The following is a 17060-nucleotide window of genomic DNA, read 5'->3' as shown; positions in this document are numbered from 1 at the left end:
AAAGCTGTCGTAGACCGAGCCGATCCGGCGGACCAGCTACCCGAAACGACGGGCGGTCCAGGTCGGCCGTGCTGACGGGCAATCCGGACCGGGCCACTGGCTTTACTCCTCGTCGTCCTTGACCAGACCGCGGCGCACCCGCGAGGCGTGCTTGCGCTCGGCGGCACTGATGCGCTCGTCCTGTTCCAACCGAATATCGGTGCCGCGGCCGGTGGGCACCCGTTCGATGCCCGCGGCGATCATCGGCTCCCATTCGAAGGTGACGTTGCCGATGGTCACCGGGGCACCCGGCTCGGCACCTTGCTTGACCAGCTCGTCTTCGACGCCGAGGCGGGCAAGCCGGTCCGCGAGGTAACCGACGGCCTCGTCGTTGTCGAACTGCGTCTGCTTCACCCAACGCTCGGGCTGCGAGCCGCGCACGATGAAGCCGCCCGGCTCCTGCGGGTCCGCGATCACGCTGAAGCCGGACTCGTTCACCGCGATCGGCCGGATCACCGGACGCGCGGGCGCCGCCTTGGGATGGGCCGCGCGGTACTGCAGCACCAGATCAGCGAGCGCGAAAGTCAAGGGCCGCAAGCCCTCTCGGCTCACCGCCGAGATCTCGAAGACCGGCCAGCCGCGGGCGGTGAATTCGGGCGTGACCATTTCGGCCAGCTCGGCGGCATCGGGTACGTCGATCTTGTTCAGGATCACCACGCGCGGCCGATCGGCCAAATCGCCCAGGGTCGCGTCGGCGCTCAGCGCCGGTTTGTAGGCCGCGAGTTCCGCTTCGAGCGCGTCCACGTCGGAGACCGGGTCACGGCCCGGCTCGAGCGTGGCGCAGTCCACGACGTGCGCGAGCACCGCGCAGCGTTCGATGTGCCGCAGGAAGTCGAGCCCGAGACCGCGACCTTCGCTGGCACCCGGGATCAGGCCGGGCACATCGGCGACGGTGAAGGTGGTGTCGCCGCTGAGCACCACACCGAGGTTGGGCACCAGGGTGGTGAACGGGTAGTCCGCGATCTTCGGCTTGGCCGCCGAGAGCACGGAGACCAGCGAGGACTTCCCCGCCGACGGGAAGCCGACCAGGCCGACATCGGCGACGGACTTGAGCTCGAGGATCAGGTCGCACTCTTCGCCGTCCTCGCCGAGCAGCGCGAAGCCGGGAGCCTTGCGCGCTTTCGAGGCGAGCGCGGCATTGCCGAGTCCGCCGCGGCCGCCACGGGCGGCGATGAAGCGGTTGCCCGCGCCGACCAGATCCATCAGGACCTTGCCGTTGCCGTCGAGCACCATGGTGCCGTCGGGCACCTTGAGCAGCAGGTCGGTGCCCTGCTTGCCGTCGCGGTTGCTGCCTTCGCCGGGCTTGCCGTTGCCGGCCTTGGCGTGCGGGTGGAAGTGGAAGTCCAGCAGGGTGTGCACGTTGGGGTCGACCTCGAGGATCACGTCCCCGCCGTTGCCGCCGTTACCGCCATTGGGTCCGCCGAGCGGCATGAACTTCTCGCGAAGCACCGAAGCACAGCCGTGTCCGCCCTTGCCGGCACGCACGTGCAGTACGACACGGTCGATGAACTTGGACATATGCCGAATCATCCTCCTTCAGGACTGGTCGATCGCAGAGTGCGCCCAACTAGAGCGCGTGGGTCTTCGGAAAGCACGCTGAGTCTTCGGAAAGCACAAAAGCGGGCCAGGGTTTGCGACCCTGACCCGCTCGGTGTGTCTGGAGAGGTTTGAGGCGGTCAGGCCTCAACCGGCTCCGGGACGACGATGTTGACGGTCTTGCGTCCACGCTTGGTGCCGAACTCGACCGCGCCCGCCGCGAGGGCGAACAGGGTGTCGTCACCGCCACGGCCGACGTTCACGCCGGGGTGGAAGTGGGTTCCGCGCTGACGCACCAGGATCTCGCCTGCGTTGACCTTCTGGCCGCCGAAGCGCTTGACGCCGAGTCGCTGGGCGTTGGAATCGCGACCGTTCCGGGAGCTGGACGCACCCTTCTTGTGTGCCATAGCTGAATCTCCTCGGGATGTCTTACTTGATGCCGGTGACCTTGATGACCGTCAGCGGCTGACGGTGACCCTGACGCTTGTGGTAGCCGGTCTTGTTCTTGAACTTGTGGATGCGGATCTTCGGGCCCTTGGTCTGCTCGACGACCTCTGCGGCCACGGAGACCTTGGCCAGCTTCGCGGCGTCGGTGGTCAGGTCGGCCCCGTCAACGACGAGAACCGGATCCAGGGCGACGGCAGTACCCGGCTTACCCTCGATCTTCTCGACCTTCACCAGGTCACCGACCGCGACCTTGTACTGCTTTCCGCCGGTCTTGACGATCGCGTACGTTGCCATCGGTCGGCTTCCTCCACTCGATTAAGTACAGTCATGTTTCTGCTCGCGTCACAACTGCGCGACGCGAGATGTTCTTGGCTGGCTTGCTGCGCGGGGCGTGGTATAACGCCCATCGCCAGGCAGCGACCGACCAAGGTTACCAGAGCAGTCCCTCATCGACACAATCCGCCTGTAGGCAGCCTCCGAGCAACCTTTAGCCGCCGGGATTCGGTGGCTTTCCCGCGTCGAGCCCCGAGTAGCGAGCACAGCAAGCCCTGTGTCGCCACCACGCAACGATTCGGCCGGTCGCCCCGTTGGGGTACGACCGGCCGAATCAAAGCTGTCAGAGCAGCCGCTACCCCTCCGCGGGCGGCGGACCAGCGGGACGACCGACGGCACGGCGGCGCGGCCGCCGCTGCGGCACCTCCGCCGGGACCTCGGCGGTGAAGTCGACAACGGGGGCAGCAGCCTGCTCCGTGGTTGGCAGCACGAACACCGCACCGCTGCTGTCCGCGGCCGGTGCGGCCGCCGAACGAGCAACCCTGCGACGACGTCCGGTGCGCGGGGCCGGTTCCGGCGCACCGTTGGTTATCGCGCGATCCGCGGCCGGTTCCGGCACCGCTTCCGCGCGGGCCGGAGCCTCGGCGGCCGGGGTGGGCTCGGTGACCGTCTCGACGACCTCGACGACCTCGGCCGGTTCGGTCTCCACGTCCTCAGCGGGCACGGCGACCGCGGCCTCGGTCGTCACGACCTCGACGTCCTCGGTCTCGAGCGGTTCGATGTCATCGGCCGATTCGTCGTCGTCGGCGTCGCCGTGATGCGCGGCCATCGCCAGCGCGACCGGGTGGGCCCGCTTGACAGCGATGTCCTCCTCGGCCTCCACCGGCACGGTGCCATTGCTCGCGGCCGCGGGTGCGGCGGCTGCCGCACCCTTGTCGCGACCACGGCGGCGACGCGAACCGGTTTCCCGAGTTCCGCGTCCGGCCCCACCGTCGTCGCCCGCGGACGGCTCCACCGGGTAGGCGTGCACCAGGATGCCGCGCCCATGGCAGTGCTCACAGGTCGTGGAGAATGCCTCGACCAGGCCGGTGCCCAGCTTCTTACGGGTCATCTGCACCAGGCCGAGCGAGGTCACCTCGGACACCTGGTGGCGGGTACGGTCCCGGCCGAGGGCCTCGGTGAGCCTGCGTAGCACCAGGTCTCGGTTCGACTCCAACACCATGTCGATGAAGTCGACGACGATCATGCCGCCGATATCACGCAGCCGCATCTGGCGCACGATCTCCTCGGCCGCCTCCAGATTGTTGCGAGTGACCGTCTCTTCCAGGTTGCTGCCGCCGGAACCGGTGAACTTGCCGGTGTTCACGTCGACCACCGTCATCGCCTCGGTGCGGTCGATCACCAGGGTGCCGCCCGAGGGCAGCCACACCTTGCGGTCCAACGCCTTGGCCAGCTGTTCGTCGATCCGGTAAGCCTCGAACACGTCGATGCCGTTGCTGCTGTCGTGCCGGGAGACCCGGGCGAGCATTTCCGGCGCGACGGTGCCGATGTACTTCTCGACCGTGCTCCAGGCCCGGTCACCTTCGATGACGAGCTTGGAGAAGTCCTCGTTGAACAGGTCGCGGATGACCTTGACCAACAGGTCGGGCTCTTCGTACAGCGTCTTGGGCTGGCCGTCGTTCTTTCCTTCGGCCGCCTTCTCGATGGTGCGCCAGGTCGCCTGCAGCCGCTCCACGTCGCGAGCCAGCTCGTCCTCGGCCACGCCCTCGGACGCGGTACGGATGATCACACCGGCGTCGTTGGGGACGATGTCGCGCAGGATTTCCTTGAGCCGCTTGCGCTCGGTGTCGGGCAGCTTGCGGCTGATGCCGGTGGAGGTGCCGCCCGGCACGTACACCAGGAAGCGGCCCGCGAGGCTGATCTGCGTGGTCAGCCGGGCGCCCTTGTGCCCGACCGGATCCTTGGAGACCTGGACCAGCACCTGATCGCCGGGCTTGAGCGCCTGCTCGATCTTGCGTTCCTTGCCGCCGAGACCGGCGGCCTCCCAGTTCACTTCACCGGCGTAGAGCACGCCGTTGCGGCCGCGGCCGATGTCGACGAACGCCGCCTCCATGCTGGGCAGCACGTTCTGCACCTTGCCGAGGTAGACGTTGCCGACCATCGACGCGGAACCGGTGCTGGTGACGAAGTGCTCGACCAGGATGCTGTCCTCGAGCACGGCGACCTGGGTGGCGGTCGGGTGGTCGGGGAACGCCTTCTCGCGCACCACCATCACCCGGTCCACCGATTCACGGCGGGCCAGGAACTCCGACTCGGTCAGGATCGGCGGACGGCGGCGGCCCGCGTCGCGGCCGTCCCGCCTGCGCTGCCGCTTGGCTTCCAGCCGGGTGGAGCCGGAGATGCCCTGCACCTCGTCGACGGTGGCGCGAGCGCGGCTCTTGTTCCGCGGTTCGCGCTCGTGCACGACGGTGTTCGGCGGGTCGTCCTCGGTGACCTCGGACTCGGCCGGCTCGCCCGCCACCTTGCGACGACGGCGGCGACGGCGGCGACGGCTCGCGCCCTCGGGCTCGTTCTCGTCGTCCTCGGTGTCGGTGTTGTCGTCGGTCGACTCGGCGGACTCGGTCGGCTCGGCGGTCTCGCCGGGCTGCTCGTCCTCGTTGTCGTCCGAATCGTTCTCGTCATCGGCGTCGCTGTGTTGTTCGCCACGCCCACGGCCACGACCACGGCGGCCACGGCGCCTGCGCCGCGGCTGACCGTCGGCGTCGCCCTGCTGGTCGGCCGACTCCTGGTCGTCCTCGACGGCTTCGGGCTCTTCCTCGGGCTGTTGCTCGACCACCGGTTCTTCGCGGCGGACGTCGCGCTCGGTACGGCGCTTGCGTCGGGCCTGCTCGGCGGCCGCGGCATCCGGCGGCAGGAACAGCGGGGCCTGCACGACGGCGGCGGACTCGAAGACCACCGGCGCCGCGACGTGCGGCTCTTCCCGGACCGGGTGGGTGAACAGCTGCACCGAAGGCTGGTGGGCGACCTCGTTCGGGTTCTCCGACTCGGAGTTGCCGATCAGCGGTTCCGGCGCGGAAAAGACCAGTCCGCCGTGACCTCTGCTATGCGTTTCCGGCTGCTGCTGCTGCGCCTCGGCCTGTTGCTCGACCGGTGCCTCAGTAGCCGGGGCCGCGGGTGGCGCGGGGGTGTCGCCTTCCGGCGGGCCGAGCGCGTCGCGGACGGATTCCGCGATCGCCCGGTCGACATTCGATTGCGCGCTGCGCGCGTCGGACCCCAACTCGGTGAGCTTGGCCAGGATGCGCTTGCTCGTTACCCCCAGCAGCTTGGCGAGTGCGTGAACTCGGATTCGCTCCGGCAATTGTTCGGCATCCTGTGGTGTTGTTTCCAATGGCTCTTTTTCGGCCACGAAGTCTCCTCGGACCCCCGGGCGCGTCCCTCCCGGTAAGGAGTGAAGCGGCCGACGCGGGGGCACTGTCCGTTCGCCTCACGCCGTTCAGCGCAAGGTCATCTGGTCTCGCCCCGCATGTCCGGTTATCACCAAATTGTTCGTCGGTTGAGCTAACTGGTCACGCGGCGCCTGGCTGTTGGCTGAACTCCACGGTGTGAGCGCTCATCCAGCGTGCCGACGCGAACAGCGGGCCCAGCAACCGGGCCGTTTGTCCGTGGCAGCGATGATCGGCATCGAACCGCGGTGTGTCATCCGGCTGCGATGGCCCCGATAGTCCACGTACCTGCGCGAACAGTCGGCATCAAAAGCAGCCGATGTCAGTATCCCACACCGCGCGCCGCGAGCTCACCGCGGCGCACGGCCAACCTCGCTGAAGCTCGGCTGGCCGCGCCCCGCTGGGCGCTGCATCTTCGGTTCACTCGCTGCGCTCGCTCACGACCGAATCCAACTCGCAAACTATTTTCAGGCGGAGAACTCCGGGAACCACAGAGCAATCTCGCGCTTGGCCGATTCGGGCGAATCGGACCCGTGTACCAGGTTCTCCTGCGTTTCCAAGGCGAAGTCTCCGCGAACGCTGCCTGGCACGGCCTTCTCGACCGGGTCGGTGCCGCCGGCGATCTGCCGGAATGCCGCGATGGCGCGTGGACCCTCCAGGATGGCCGCGACGACCGGGCCGGAGGTGATGAATTCGATCAGGGAGCCGAAGAACGGCTTCTCGGCGTGCTCGGCGTAGTGGCCCTTGGCCAAGTCCTCGGACACATGCTTCAGCTCGAGGGCCGCGATCTTCAGGCCCTTGCGCTCGATTCGTACCAGCACCTCGCCGACGAGGCCACGGGCCACACCGTCCGGCTTGATGAGTACCAACGTCTGCTCAGTCACGGCGCACACTCTAACCGGCACCCCCGCCCGGTACCGAACCAGCGCTCGACTGCGTGACACGGCGGTGCCCCGACACCCACCGGAGTGTCGGGGCACCTTCGTCGAATCGGCTGGTTGTCTTCGATCAGCAGACGATTTCGCTGCCCGTAGCCGGCTTGCCGCCCGGGCCGCAGGGCGCGTTACCGGACAGGGTCGCCAGGGTGGTGGCAAGCTTGGACAGGCCCTCCGCGGACCCGGTACCGGTCTCGCGTACCGGTGCCGCCTGCGCAGCCGATGCGCCCGCGTCAGGGGCGGTGACGGCTGGTTCGAGAGGCAAGCCGTGCTGGGCCGCCGCTTGGCCCGCGCCGATCATCGTGCCCACCGCAATCGCGCCGACCACAACACTATTCGCCACTATCCGCTTCATGAACTGCTCCTCCGCTAGCCGTACGACGCCACGTTCGACGTCGTATCAGCGGCCACGGTAGGGATCCGCGGTGCTGCGGGGCAGACCGGAATTACCTCGACCCCAACACTTTCGACCCCGGTGGCGGGGTCATGCGCTCAGGACGAACGCTGGATGCGCTGGCTCGGCAGCAGGCCCTTCTCCATCCGGCTGCGCACGTCAGCGCGCAGCACCAGGATGAAGCCCCAGACCACGGCGAACACGACGCCGATGATTCCGATGGACAGGTGGATGAAGGTGCCGAGCAGTAGCAGGACCTGTAGTCCGAGGTTGAACGGCATGGCCCACGATCTGCGCTGCAATCCCGCGCCGAGGAACATCACGACGGCCAGCGCCACCAGGTAGGTCCCCGAGGCCCAGGTCACCCCGCCGCCGACCGAGCCGACGACCGGCAGCGCGAGCAGCACCACGATCGCCTCGAGCACCAGCGTGCCCGCCATGACGCCGCGGAAGCCTTTCCACGGATCGGTCGCGGGCGGCGGCACCTCGGGCTTGTCGGCGTCGTTCACGCTGGGTCCTTTCCGAACAGCGCGCGCGTCGCGCCCGCCGTCACCACCGAGCCGGTCACCACGACCCCGGCGCCGGACACCATCTCCCCCGCCTCGCCGACCTCTTCGGCAATGGCGATGGCGGTCTCCAGCGCGTCCGGCAGGGTCGGCGCGGTGATCACCCGTTCGTCGCCGAAGCGCTGTACCGCGAGATCGGCGAGCATGTCGACATCCATCGCGCGCGGCGAACCATTGCCGGTGACGACGATTTCGTCGAGCACCGGTTCGAGCGCGGTGAGGATCCCGTCCGCGTCCTTGTCGGCCAGCACCGCGACCACCCCGACCAGCTTGCGGAAGTCGAACTCCGCGGTCAGCGTCGAGGCAAGCGCCTGCGCGCCCGCCGGGTTGTGCGCGGCGTCGATGAAAATGGTCGGCGCGCTGCGCATCCGCTCGAGCCGGCCCGGACTGGTCACGCTCGCGAAACCCGCGCGGATGGCCTCGATGTCGAGCTGCCGGTCGGCACCGGCGCCGAAGAACGCCTCGACCGCCGCGAGGGCGAGCACCGCGTTGCGCGCCTGATGCTCGCCGTGCAGCGGCAAAAAGATCTCGTCGTATACCCCGCCGAGGCCCTGCAATTCGAGCTGCTGGCCGCCGATCGCGATCTGCCGTGCCAGTACTCGGAATTCGCCGCCTTCGCGCGCCACCGCGGCGTCTACTTCCACCGCGCGGCGCAGCAACACCTCCATCGCCTCGGGATCCTGTTCGGCGATGATCGCGACGGTATCGCGCGGAATCAGGCTCTCCGGCGCGCGTTTGATGATGCCGGCCTTCTCGCCCGCGATGGCGGCGAGATCGGTGCCGAGGTAGTCGGTGTGGTCCAAGCCGATCGGAGTGATCACCGCGACCTGCCCGTCGATGACATTGGTCGCGTCCCAGGTACCGCCCATGCCGGTCTCCACGACGGCGACGTCGACCGGCGCCTCGGCGAAGGCCGCGAAGGCCATGCCGGTGAGCACCTCGAACTTGCTCATCGCCGGGCCGCCCGCCGCCGCCGACTGCGCGTCGATCATCTCGATGAACGGCTGCAATTCGCGGTAGGTCTCGACATACCTGGCGGGTGTGATCGGCGCGTTGTCGATGCTGATCCGCTCGGTGGCCAGCTGCAGGTGCGGGCTGGTGATCCGACCGGTGCGCCGGTGCAGGGCGGTGAGCAGTGCGTCGATCATCCGGGTCACCGAGGTCTTGCCGTTGGTGCCCGCGACGTGGATCGCCGGGTAGCTCTGCTGCGGCGAGCCGAGCAGGTCCATCAGGGTGGCGATCCGGCTGAGCGACGGCTCGATCTTGGTTTCCGGCCAGCGGGTGTCGAGTTCGGCTTCCACCAAAGCCATTTCGGCCAGCTCGACCGGCGACGGCCCGGAACTCAGCCGCGGTCCCGCGGCCGGGTGCCGGAGGTCGTCACCGTACTGCGGTTCGGGTTCGTGGTTCATTTGCCGCTCAATTCCGCGAGCCGGGCGCCGATGCGTGCCACTTCGGCGGCGGCGACCTCTTGCCGGTCCTTGATCTTCGCGACCACCGGCTCCGGCGCCTTGGCCAGGAACGCCTCGTTGCCGAGTTTAGCTGTGGTGCCCGCCAATTCCTTCTCCGCCGCGGCCAGGTCCTTCTCCAATCGGCGGCGTTCGGCGTCGAGGTCGACGGCGCCGGAGGTGTCCAGCTCGACGGTCACAGTGGCGCCGCTCAACCGGACCTCCACCGTCGCGGTCGCCGCGAATTCGTCGCCGGGCTCGGTGAGCCGAGCCAGGTTCGCGACCGAGTCGTGCAGTTCGGTCAGGCCCGCGGCGTCGAGGCCGATGAGCTTGGCCGCCACCTTCTGCTTGTCGGCGAGGCCCTGATCGCCGCGGAACCGGCGGATCTCGGTGATCAACCGCTGGGTGTCGGCGATGCGCTGGGCCGACACCTGATCGGTCGGCACGCCGGAGGACCGCGGCCAGGCGGCGATCACGAGGGACTCGCCGCCGGTGAGCGCCTGCCAGAGTGATTCGGTGACGAACGGGATGACCGGGTGCAGCAGGCGCAGCACCGCGTCGAGCACGGTGCCGAGCACCACCTGGGTGGTCTCGGCGCGCGCGCCTTCCTCGGCGAACTGCACCTTGGTCAATTCCAGGTACCAGTCACACAGTTCGTCCCAGGCGAAGTGGTACAGCGCCTCGCAGGCCTTGCCGAACTCGTAGCCGTCGAACGCCGAATCCACCTCGGCGCGCACCTCTTCGAGCCGATCCAGGATCCACCGGTCGGCATCGGTGAGCTGCGCGCGATCCGGCAGCTCGCCGGTCCGCGCGCCGTTCATCAGCGCGAACTTGGTGGCGTTGAACAGCTTCGTGACGAAGCTGCGCGAGGCGAGCGCGTGCTGTTCGCCGACGGACAGGTCGCCGCCGGGCTGCGCGCCGCGGGCCAGGGTGAATCGCAGTGCGTCCGCGCCGTATTCGTTGATCCAGGACAGCGGGTCGATGCCGTTGCCGCGCGACTTCGACATCTTCTTGCCGTATTGGTCGCGAATCAGGCCGTGCAGGAACACATCCTGGAACGGAACCTGAAGCCCTTCCTTGCCCGCGGCGAGCACCGGGTCGTCGGCGACGAAGGTGCCGAACATCATCATCCGGGCCACCCAGAAGAACAGGATGTCGTAGCCGGTGACGAGAACGCTTGTCGGATAGAACTTCTCGAGTTCCGGAGTGGCGTCGGGCCAGCCCATGGTGGAGAACGGCCACAGGCCGGAGGAGAACCAGGTGTCGAGCACGTCCGGGTCCTGCACGTAGCCCTCGGGCGCGGTCTCGTCGGGGCCGACGCAGATCACTTCGCCCTCGGGGCCGTACCAGATCGGGATGCGGTGCCCCCACCACAGCTGCCGGGAGATACACCAGTCGTGCATGTTGTCGACCCAGTCGAACCAGCGCGGCTCGGAGCTGGCCGGGTGAATCACGGTGTCACCGTTGCGAACCGCGTCCCCTGCCGCCTTGGCCAGCGTGTCCACCTTGACCCACCACTGCATGGACAGCCGCGGCTCGATCGGCTCGCCGCTGCGCTCGGAATGCCCGACGCTGTGCAGGTAGGGCCGCTTCTCGGCGACCACGCGGCCTTCGGCGGTCAGCCGTTCGCGCACCGCGACGCGCGCCTCGAACCGGTCCATGCCGTCGAATTCGGTTCCGGTGTCGATGATTTGGCCACGCTCGTCCATGATGTTCGGCATCGGCAGGTTGTGCCGCAGGCCCATCTCGAAGTCGTTCGGGTCGTGCGCGGGGGTGATCTTCACCGCGCCGGAACCGAATTCGGGGTCCACGTAGTCGTCGGCGATGATCGGGATCTGCCGCCCGGTGATCGGGTGCTCCAGGGTGGTGCCGATCAGCGCCCGATAGCGCGGGTCGTCCGGGTGCACGGCCACCGCGGTATCACCGAGCATCGTCTCGACCCGGGTGGTGGCCACGATCACGTGCGGTTCGTTGTCGTCGAGCGAGCCGTACCGCAGCGAAACGAGCTCGCCTTCGACGTCCTCGTACTTGACCTCGATGTCGGAAATGGCGGTGCGCAGCGCGGGCGACCAGTTGACCAGTCGCTCGGCGCGGTAGATCAATCCGGCGTCGTAGAGCCGCTTGAAGATGGTCTGCACGGCGCGGGACAGGCCGTCGTCCATGGTGAACCGGTCCCGGCTCCAGTCGACGCCGTCGCCGAGGGCGCGCATCTGCCACTGGATGGCGCCGCCGGATTCGCGCTTCCAGTCCCACACCTTGTCGATGAACAGCTCGCGGCCGAAGTCTTCTTTGGTCTTGCCGTCGACGGCAAGCTGCTTTTCCACGATCGTCTGGGTGGCGATGCCCGCGTGGTCCATGCCGGGCAACCAGAGCACCTCGTAGCCCTGCATGCGCTTGCGGCGGGTGAGCGCATCCATGATCGTGTGGTCGAGGGCGTGGCCCATGTGTAGGTTGCCGGTGACGTTCGGCGGCGGCAGCACGATCGAGAACGGCGGCTTGTCGCTGGTCGCGTCCGCGGCGAAATAGCCAGCGGCTACCCAGCGCTCGTACATCGAGGCCTCTACCTCGCCGGGGTTCCAGCTCTTGGGGAGGGCATCGGCACGATTACGCGGATTGTCAGGGGCTGCGCTGGTCACCCAACGATTCTAGTGGCCGGTCTCAACCGATTTCCGCAGGGTACGAGCCAACTGCCGGACACAAAGAAAGGCGGAGCCTTCGGTGGATGAGGGACACCGAACACTCCGCCTTACTTCTCAGAGCTTACCGTCCCAGGTGGAAGGGTTCCGGAATCCATAACTAATTCTCAGCTTCCGGCACTTTCCGCCCGAAAAATCCGCCCTAACCGGCCGAAACGGGCACCTGAGCGGCCGCCGACACGAGGTCGCCGTTGATCGCGACCGCGGCGTTGTAGCCCGCGGCAGCGGCGACGATCACCTGGGCCGCGGCGTTCGAGACATTGCCAGCGGCCCAGACGCCGGGCACGCTGGTCCGCCCGGTGGGGTCGACGACCACCCAGCCCTTCTCGTCGAAGTCGCACCCCAAGCTGTGCAACAAGTCCGCGTTGGGCACGAAGGTGGGTGCGACGAATACGGCGGAGCGCGGCACCGCGCGGCCATCGGCCAGCTCCACGCCACGCAGCGTTCCGTCGACGACCAACCGCGCGACCTCGCCCTCGACCACCCGGACGCCACGGGCGTCGAGCTGGGCGCGGTCGGTGTCGGAGAGCTCCATGGTGTGCTGGAACAAGATCACATCGGCGGACCATTGCGGCAACAGCAACGCCACGTGCAGCGTCCGCGGGTCATTGCCACCGAGCAGACCGAGCGGCTGGTCGCGTACCTCGTAGCCGTGGCAGTACGGGCAGTGCAGCACGTCGGCGCCCCACCGCTCGCGCAGACCGGGCAGGCCGGGCAGCTCGTCGCGCAGTCCGGTCGCGATCAGGATCCGGCGTGCGGTGAGCGTGCGCCCACTGGCCAGCTGAACCGTGAAGTCGTCCTGCCGATAAGACTTTTCGGCACTGCTCACGAAGTCATCGATCAGCTCACCGCCGTAACCGGCGACCTCCGCCGCACCGGTCGCGAGCAGCTCGCCGGGTGGCATCCCGTCCCGGGAAAGGAATCCGTGCATGTGCTCGGCGGGCGCGTTGCGCGGCGCACCACCGCACACCACCGCCACCTTGCGCCGAGACCTGGTCAGCACCAGCGCCGCGGACAGTCCCGCCGCACCCCCGCCGACTATCACTACGTCGTACATCTCGCTCATGCCCGCACCTCGCTGGCGCTCGGCTCCGGCATGCGCGATGCGCACTGTGACACTATTCGCTCGCTGCACTCGCTCATCTGGCGATCACCTCCGCCGACCAGGGTGCCGGTCCTGTCGCGATAACGGCAACTAATATTGCCGTTTCCGGGAAATCGAGGTGAACTGGTGTCATGCAGAATCAGCCGACCATCGCCGCCGCCCTGGCCGACATCGGGCCACGGCTCAAGGCGGTGCGCACGCACCGCGACATCACGCTGACCGCGTTGGCGGAGACCACCGGGATCTCCAAGAGCACCCTGTCCCGGCTGGAATCCGGCCAGCGCCGGGCCAGCCTGGAACTACTGTTGCCGATCGCGCTGGCCCTGGGGGTGCCACTGGACGAACTCGTCGCCGCACCGAAGATCGCGGACCCGAGGGTGCATGCTCCGGCGCGAAAGGTCGACGGTATCACCGTGTTTCCGCTCACCCGCCAGCCCGGCCCGCTACAGGCCTTCAAGATGGTGCTGCCCGCCGACCGCACCGAACCGGACCTGCGCGTGCACGACGGGTTCGAATGGTTGTACGTCCTGTCCGGGCGGCTCCGGATGATGCTCGGCGAGCACGACATCGTGCTCGGGCCCGGCGAAGCCGCCGAATTCGATACCCGCCAACCACATTGGTTCGGCAGCACCGGACGCGGTCCGGTCGAGATCCTCAGTCTTTTCGGCAGCCAGGGCGAGCGCATGCACGTCCGCGCGCGGTCCCGGAGCGGGCAGTCGAGCTGATCACAATTCGAGGTGACCGGATTGTCCGGCCTTGTCAGATCGGCCCAGGATGCGGACGCTGGAGTGTGTGAACGCATCCGCTAGTCCCCTTCAGGGAAATCTCAGTGAAAATCCAGGGTTTTCCCCGTTGCCGGAACGGCGGCGAATCAGGACGCTGGAAGAGGTGAACCCCCCGCTCGACACGCTGTCACCGCACTCCCCCGCGGCGCTGCTGCCCGTCCTCGCGCCGGACGGCGTGCACGATCTGCGGGGTCACAAGATCGACGAATTGCAGTACCCCGCAATGACTGCCCTGGTCGTCGCGGGCATCCCGGGGGCGGGCAAGAGCACCGTGCTGCGCCGATTCTTCGGCGCGACCAGCGAGTCCGAGGATCCCTCGTGCGGTCCGGCCGGTTCGGTGGTGCTGGACTCGCTACAGGCCCGCAATCGGTGGCGGCACCGGCTCGACTGGCTGCCCTATACGCTGTGGCGACCGGTCGTGCATGTCGCGCATTTCGCGGGAATCCGCGCGGCACTGCGGGATACGGACGGCCCGGTGGTGATCCACGACTGCGCCACCTTCGGCTGGGCGCGGCGGATGATCTCCCGCTGGGCTGCCGAGTACGGCAGGGAACTGCACGTGATCCTCGTCGACGTTCCGGCCGTGGTGGCCCGCGCCGGTCAGCACGCACGTGGGCGGCGGTCCAATCGAATGACCTTCACGCTGCACTGTTTTCGCTGGCGGCGGCTGATGGAGCGGCTGGCGGCCGGTGGCAATCTGCGGCCCGCTCCGGCGTCGCTGGTGATCGTCGACCGGGGCAACGTCAACCAGCTGAACCGAATCACCTTCGCCGCGTAGGCATCAGACGGTCAGGGAACCAGTACGGTCAGTGCCGCGGGGACAGCCCGAATGGTGATCGGCAGGATGCCCGCCGGTTCACCATCGGCGGTCGCGGGGGCGCCGGGCGCGGTCAGCGTGATTTCCGCGGCCCGATGCTGCTTGACTTCCGGGTGATTCTGCCGTTTTCCCGCGGACAGGGCGGGCAGCAGACGCAGCATCTCCAGCCGCGACAGCGCGCCGACGACGGTGAGGTCGAGCAGGCCGTCATCCATCGACGCGTCCGGGCAGATCAGCATGCCGCCGCCGTAGGTGCGGGTATTGCCGACCGCGACCATCACCGCGTTCGTTTCCAACAGCGAACCCACGCCAGGGTTCGTCAGGCCATCGGTGACCGCACCCGACAGCTCCACCCGATAGGGCACGGTGAACCGGCCGGAGATCTCGGCCAGCGCCGCGACGGTGTACCGCAGCCTGCCCCTCGGCCAGCGCATAGTGTTGGCGCGCAGGGTCACTCGGGCGTCGAACCCGGTGCCGGTCACCGTGGCGAACCACATCGGCGAACCCGGTGCGTCGATCCGGCCCAGGTCGATAGTGCGGGTGCGCCCGGCGAGCACGACATCGGCCGCCGCGACGGCGTCCTCGGTGGGTACGCCGAGCTCCCTGGCCAGGTCGTTGCCGGTGCCCGCCGGGACCATGCCCAGCGGCACACCCGTCTGCGCGACCGCGGCAAGGGTCACGTTGATCAGCCCGTCGCCACCGATGCAGACCACCGCATCGGGCTTGCCCTGCTCGATCGAATCCCGCACCAGCCGAACCGTTTCAGCGGCCGACGGCGCCCGCACCTCGATGACCTCGACCCCGTGTTCCCGGAACCGCGCCATCGCCGCGCCCGCGACGTCGTGCCCTTTGCCGAGCCCGGCGAGCGGATTGGTCACCACGGTGACCGCACGCACGGCAGGGGTTGAATCCTGTGTCACGGGACCAGCTTTCCAGGGTTGAGGATGCCCGCAGGGTCCAATTCGGCTTTTACCGCACGCAATACGCGCACGCCGAGGTCGCCGATCTCGGCGGGCAGCCACGGCCGGTGGTCGGTGCCGACGGCGTGGTGATGGGTGATGGTGCCGTCCGCCGCCACGATCGCGTCACCGGCTGCTCGTTTCGCGGTGTACCACTGGGCAATCGGATCGTCGAGCTGCTTGGCGACGACGGTGAAGTACAGCGACGCACCGGTCGGGTAGGTGTGCGAGATGTGGCACATGACCAGCGGCGGGGTGCCCAGACCGGAGAGCGAGTCGGTCAGTGCCGCAGTCACTTTTGCCTTCAGGTTGGCCAGGTTCGCCCAAGTGGTCGCGGTTTCCAGGGTCTCGCAGAGCACGCCGACATCCAATAGGGCGTCGCGCATATATGGTGCGCCGAAGCGGCCGTGTTCCCATTCCCGAGCCGGGGTTTCACCGAGGGCGGTGCCACCCGCCGCGGCGAGCAGCGCACTCGCTTCGGCGCTGCGGGCCGCGACGTGCGCCTCGCTGCCTTCGAAGGTGGTGATGGCGAGGCAACCGGACACCGCGTTGCCGCCGATATCGCTGGCGGGGGCCAGGTTGACCCCAGTCTCCGCCTCGTCGGACAGGCGAAGCACCGTCGGTGCCGCACCTGCCTGCACGACCGAACGCAATGCGGCAGCGCCGGTCTCGAAGTCGGGGAACGACCACCCTTGGTAGGCCGTGGTTTCGGGGATCGGGTGCACGCGCAGGGTGACCTCGGTGATCACACCGAGCGCGCCCTCCGAGCCGACGAACAGTTCGCGCAGGTCAGGGCCCGCCGCCGAGGCGGGCGGACGGCCGAGTTCCAGTGTGCCGGTGGGAGTGGCGATCTTCAGCCGTTGCACCATGTCGTCGAACCGCCCGTATCCGGCGGACGCCTGCCCCGACGACCGGGTGGCGGCGAAGCCGCCGATGCTGGCGAATTCGAAGCTCTGCGGGAAGTGCCCGAGCGAAAGTCCGTGCGCGCCGAGCAGTTCCTCCGCGCGCGGGCCGGTGACTCCGGCGCCGAGGGTGGCCATGCCGCTGACCGGGTCGACCTGCGACACGGTATCGAGCCTGCGCAGGTCCACCGCGATCACCGTGTCGAAGCGCCCGCGCACCGGATCGACGCCGCCGACCACGCTGGTGCCGCCGCCGAACGGCACGACCGCGATGGCGTGCTCGGCGCAGTAGGCCAGCACGGCGAGCACCTGGTCGTGATCGGCGGGGCAGACGACGGCGTCCGGCGCGTCCTGCGGTTCCTCGGCGCGGCGGCGCAGCAGGTCGGGGGTGCTCTTGCCGCCCGCGTGCCGCAACCGGTGGCGGTGGTCGGCCGAGACATTGTCCGCGCCGACCACTTCGGCCAACCCGGCTCGCTGGGCAGGCGTGAGCGCCGACTCGCGCAGCGGCACGTTGCCCTCATCGCGGCGCGCCAGCGGGTCGCCGGACACTCCGAACACCTGGGTCAGCAGGCCACGGACCTGCGCGGACAACGGCTTGTGTCCGGCCGGAATGCCCCAGGCATCCCAGACCATACTCGGCGCGGCCCCGGTGACGTCCGGGTTTTCCGCCGGACCCGATCCCCCGCCGGTGTACTTCTGCGTCTCGACCATGCGTTAC

General features: G+C 68.4%; 14 protein-coding genes. 2 read left to right on the top strand and 12 right to left on the bottom strand.

Features of this window, described 5'->3' with window-relative positions; genetic code table 11:
* Window positions 1–102: 102 nt before the first annotated feature.
* From obgE to ACFK0J_RS09725, 10 genes are all read right to left on the bottom strand, one after another.
* Window positions 103–1557 carry a GTPase ObgE gene (gene obgE / locus ACFK0J_RS09770; protein ID WP_378738602.1) on the bottom strand — a complete coding sequence of 485 codons (1455 nt, stop codon included), beginning with the start codon at window positions 1555–1557 and terminating at the stop codon, window positions 103–105.
* Window positions 1558–1715: 158 nt separating this feature from the next.
* A complete protein-coding gene (gene rpmA / locus ACFK0J_RS09765) occupies window positions 1716–1982 on the bottom strand; it encodes a 50S ribosomal protein L27 (RefSeq protein WP_040732806.1) in 267 nt (88 codons plus the stop codon).
* A 22-nt stretch (window positions 1983–2004) separates the two neighbouring features.
* The gene (gene rplU / locus ACFK0J_RS09760) at window positions 2005–2316 is read right to left on the bottom strand and encodes a 50S ribosomal protein L21 (protein WP_218475229.1); all 312 of its coding nucleotides are present in this window, start codon (window positions 2314–2316) and stop codon (window positions 2005–2007) included.
* Window positions 2317–2650: 334 nt separating this feature from the next.
* A complete protein-coding gene (locus ACFK0J_RS09755) occupies window positions 2651–5701 on the bottom strand; it encodes a translation initiation factor IF-2 N-terminal domain-containing protein (protein ID WP_378738599.1) in 3051 nt (1016 codons plus the stop codon).
* A gap of 504 nt (window positions 5702–6205) precedes the next feature.
* On the bottom strand, window positions 6206–6622 hold the full coding sequence (ndk, locus tag ACFK0J_RS09750; RefSeq protein WP_357383066.1) for a nucleoside-diphosphate kinase: 417 nt from the start codon (window positions 6620–6622) through the stop codon (window positions 6206–6208).
* Window positions 6623–6746: 124 nt separating this feature from the next.
* Window positions 6747–7028 (bottom strand): hypothetical protein, encoded by a 282-nt coding sequence (locus ACFK0J_RS09745; protein WP_378738597.1) that lies wholly within the window; start codon window positions 7026–7028, stop codon window positions 6747–6749.
* Between the two features lie 137 nt (window positions 7029–7165).
* Entirely contained in the window at window positions 7166–7507 is a 342-nt protein-coding gene (locus ACFK0J_RS09740) for a DUF4233 domain-containing protein (protein ID WP_378742727.1), read from the bottom strand.
* Between the two features lie 65 nt (window positions 7508–7572).
* On the bottom strand, window positions 7573–8943 hold the full coding sequence (locus ACFK0J_RS09735) for a bifunctional folylpolyglutamate synthase/dihydrofolate synthase (protein ID WP_378742725.1): 1371 nt from the start codon (window positions 8941–8943) through the stop codon (window positions 7573–7575).
* A gap of 95 nt (window positions 8944–9038) precedes the next feature.
* Window positions 9039–11714, bottom strand: a complete 2676-nt coding sequence (locus tag ACFK0J_RS09730; RefSeq protein ID WP_378738595.1) for a valine--tRNA ligase — start codon at window positions 11712–11714, stop codon at window positions 9039–9041.
* Between the two features lie 202 nt (window positions 11715–11916).
* Complete coding sequence (locus tag ACFK0J_RS09725; RefSeq protein ID WP_378738593.1) at window positions 11917–12840, bottom strand: NAD(P)/FAD-dependent oxidoreductase; 924 nt, start codon at window positions 12838–12840, stop codon at window positions 11917–11919.
* Window positions 12841–13010: 170 nt separating this feature from the next.
* Between ACFK0J_RS09725 and ACFK0J_RS09720 the strand changes: the two genes are divergently transcribed.
* Both ACFK0J_RS09720 and ACFK0J_RS09715 read left to right on the top strand, forming a co-directional pair.
* Complete coding sequence (locus tag ACFK0J_RS09720; protein ID WP_378738591.1) at window positions 13011–13604, top strand: helix-turn-helix domain-containing protein; 594 nt, start codon at window positions 13011–13013, stop codon at window positions 13602–13604.
* A 163-nt stretch (window positions 13605–13767) separates the two neighbouring features.
* Complete coding sequence (locus ACFK0J_RS09715; protein WP_378738589.1) at window positions 13768–14442, top strand: AAA family ATPase; 675 nt, start codon at window positions 13768–13770, stop codon at window positions 14440–14442.
* Between the two features lie 11 nt (window positions 14443–14453).
* On the opposite strand, the gene ACFK0J_RS09710 is transcribed toward ACFK0J_RS09715, so the two are convergent.
* Both ACFK0J_RS09710 and ACFK0J_RS09705 read right to left on the bottom strand, forming a co-directional pair.
* Window positions 14454–15401, bottom strand: a complete 948-nt coding sequence (locus ACFK0J_RS09710; protein WP_378738587.1) for a diacylglycerol kinase — start codon at window positions 15399–15401, stop codon at window positions 14454–14456.
* Complete coding sequence (locus tag ACFK0J_RS09705; protein WP_378742723.1) at window positions 15398–16975, bottom strand: FAD-binding oxidoreductase; 1578 nt, start codon at window positions 16973–16975, stop codon at window positions 15398–15400. The genes ACFK0J_RS09710 and ACFK0J_RS09705 overlap by 4 nt, the downstream gene beginning before the upstream one ends.
* Between the last annotated feature and the right edge of the window lie 85 nt (window positions 16976–17060).

The sequence above is a fragment of the Nocardia brasiliensis genome (assembly GCF_042691675.1).
GTDB lineage: Bacteria > Actinomycetota > Actinomycetes > Mycobacteriales > Mycobacteriaceae > Nocardia > Nocardia brasiliensis_D.
This window is presented reverse-complemented; position numbering and strand designations above follow the sequence as displayed.

Excerpts from the sequence above, each read along its gene's own strand:
- rpmA (WP_040732806.1), bottom strand. The coding sequence starts at position 1,982 with ATGGCACACAAGAAGGGTGCGTCCAGCTCCCGGAACGGTCGCGATTCC.
- obgE (WP_378738602.1), bottom strand. The coding sequence starts at position 1,557 with ATGTCCAAGTTCATCGACCGTGTCGTACTGCACGTGCGTGCCGGCAAG.
- rplU (WP_218475229.1), bottom strand. The coding sequence starts at position 2,316 with ATGGCAACGTACGCGATCGTCAAGACCGGCGGAAAGCAGTACAAGGTC.
- ACFK0J_RS09720 (WP_378738591.1), top strand. The coding sequence starts at position 13,011 with ATGCAGAATCAGCCGACCATCGCCGCCGCCCTGGCCGACATCGGGCCA.
- ACFK0J_RS09735 (WP_378742725.1), bottom strand. The coding sequence starts at position 8,943 with ATGGCTTTGGTGGAAGCCGAACTCGACACCCGCTGGCCGGAAACCAAG.
- ACFK0J_RS09705 (WP_378742723.1), bottom strand. The coding sequence starts at position 16,975 with ATGGTCTGGGATGCCTGGGGCATTCCGGCCGGACACAAGCCGTTGTCC.
- ACFK0J_RS09740 (WP_378742727.1), bottom strand. The coding sequence starts at position 7,507 with ATGGCGGGCACGCTGGTGCTCGAGGCGATCGTGGTGCTGCTCGCGCTG.
- ACFK0J_RS09745 (WP_378738597.1), bottom strand. The coding sequence starts at position 7,028 with ATGAAGCGGATAGTGGCGAATAGTGTTGTGGTCGGCGCGATTGCGGTG.
- ACFK0J_RS09725 (WP_378738593.1), bottom strand. The coding sequence starts at position 12,840 with ATGAGCGAGATGTACGACGTAGTGATAGTCGGCGGGGGTGCGGCGGGA.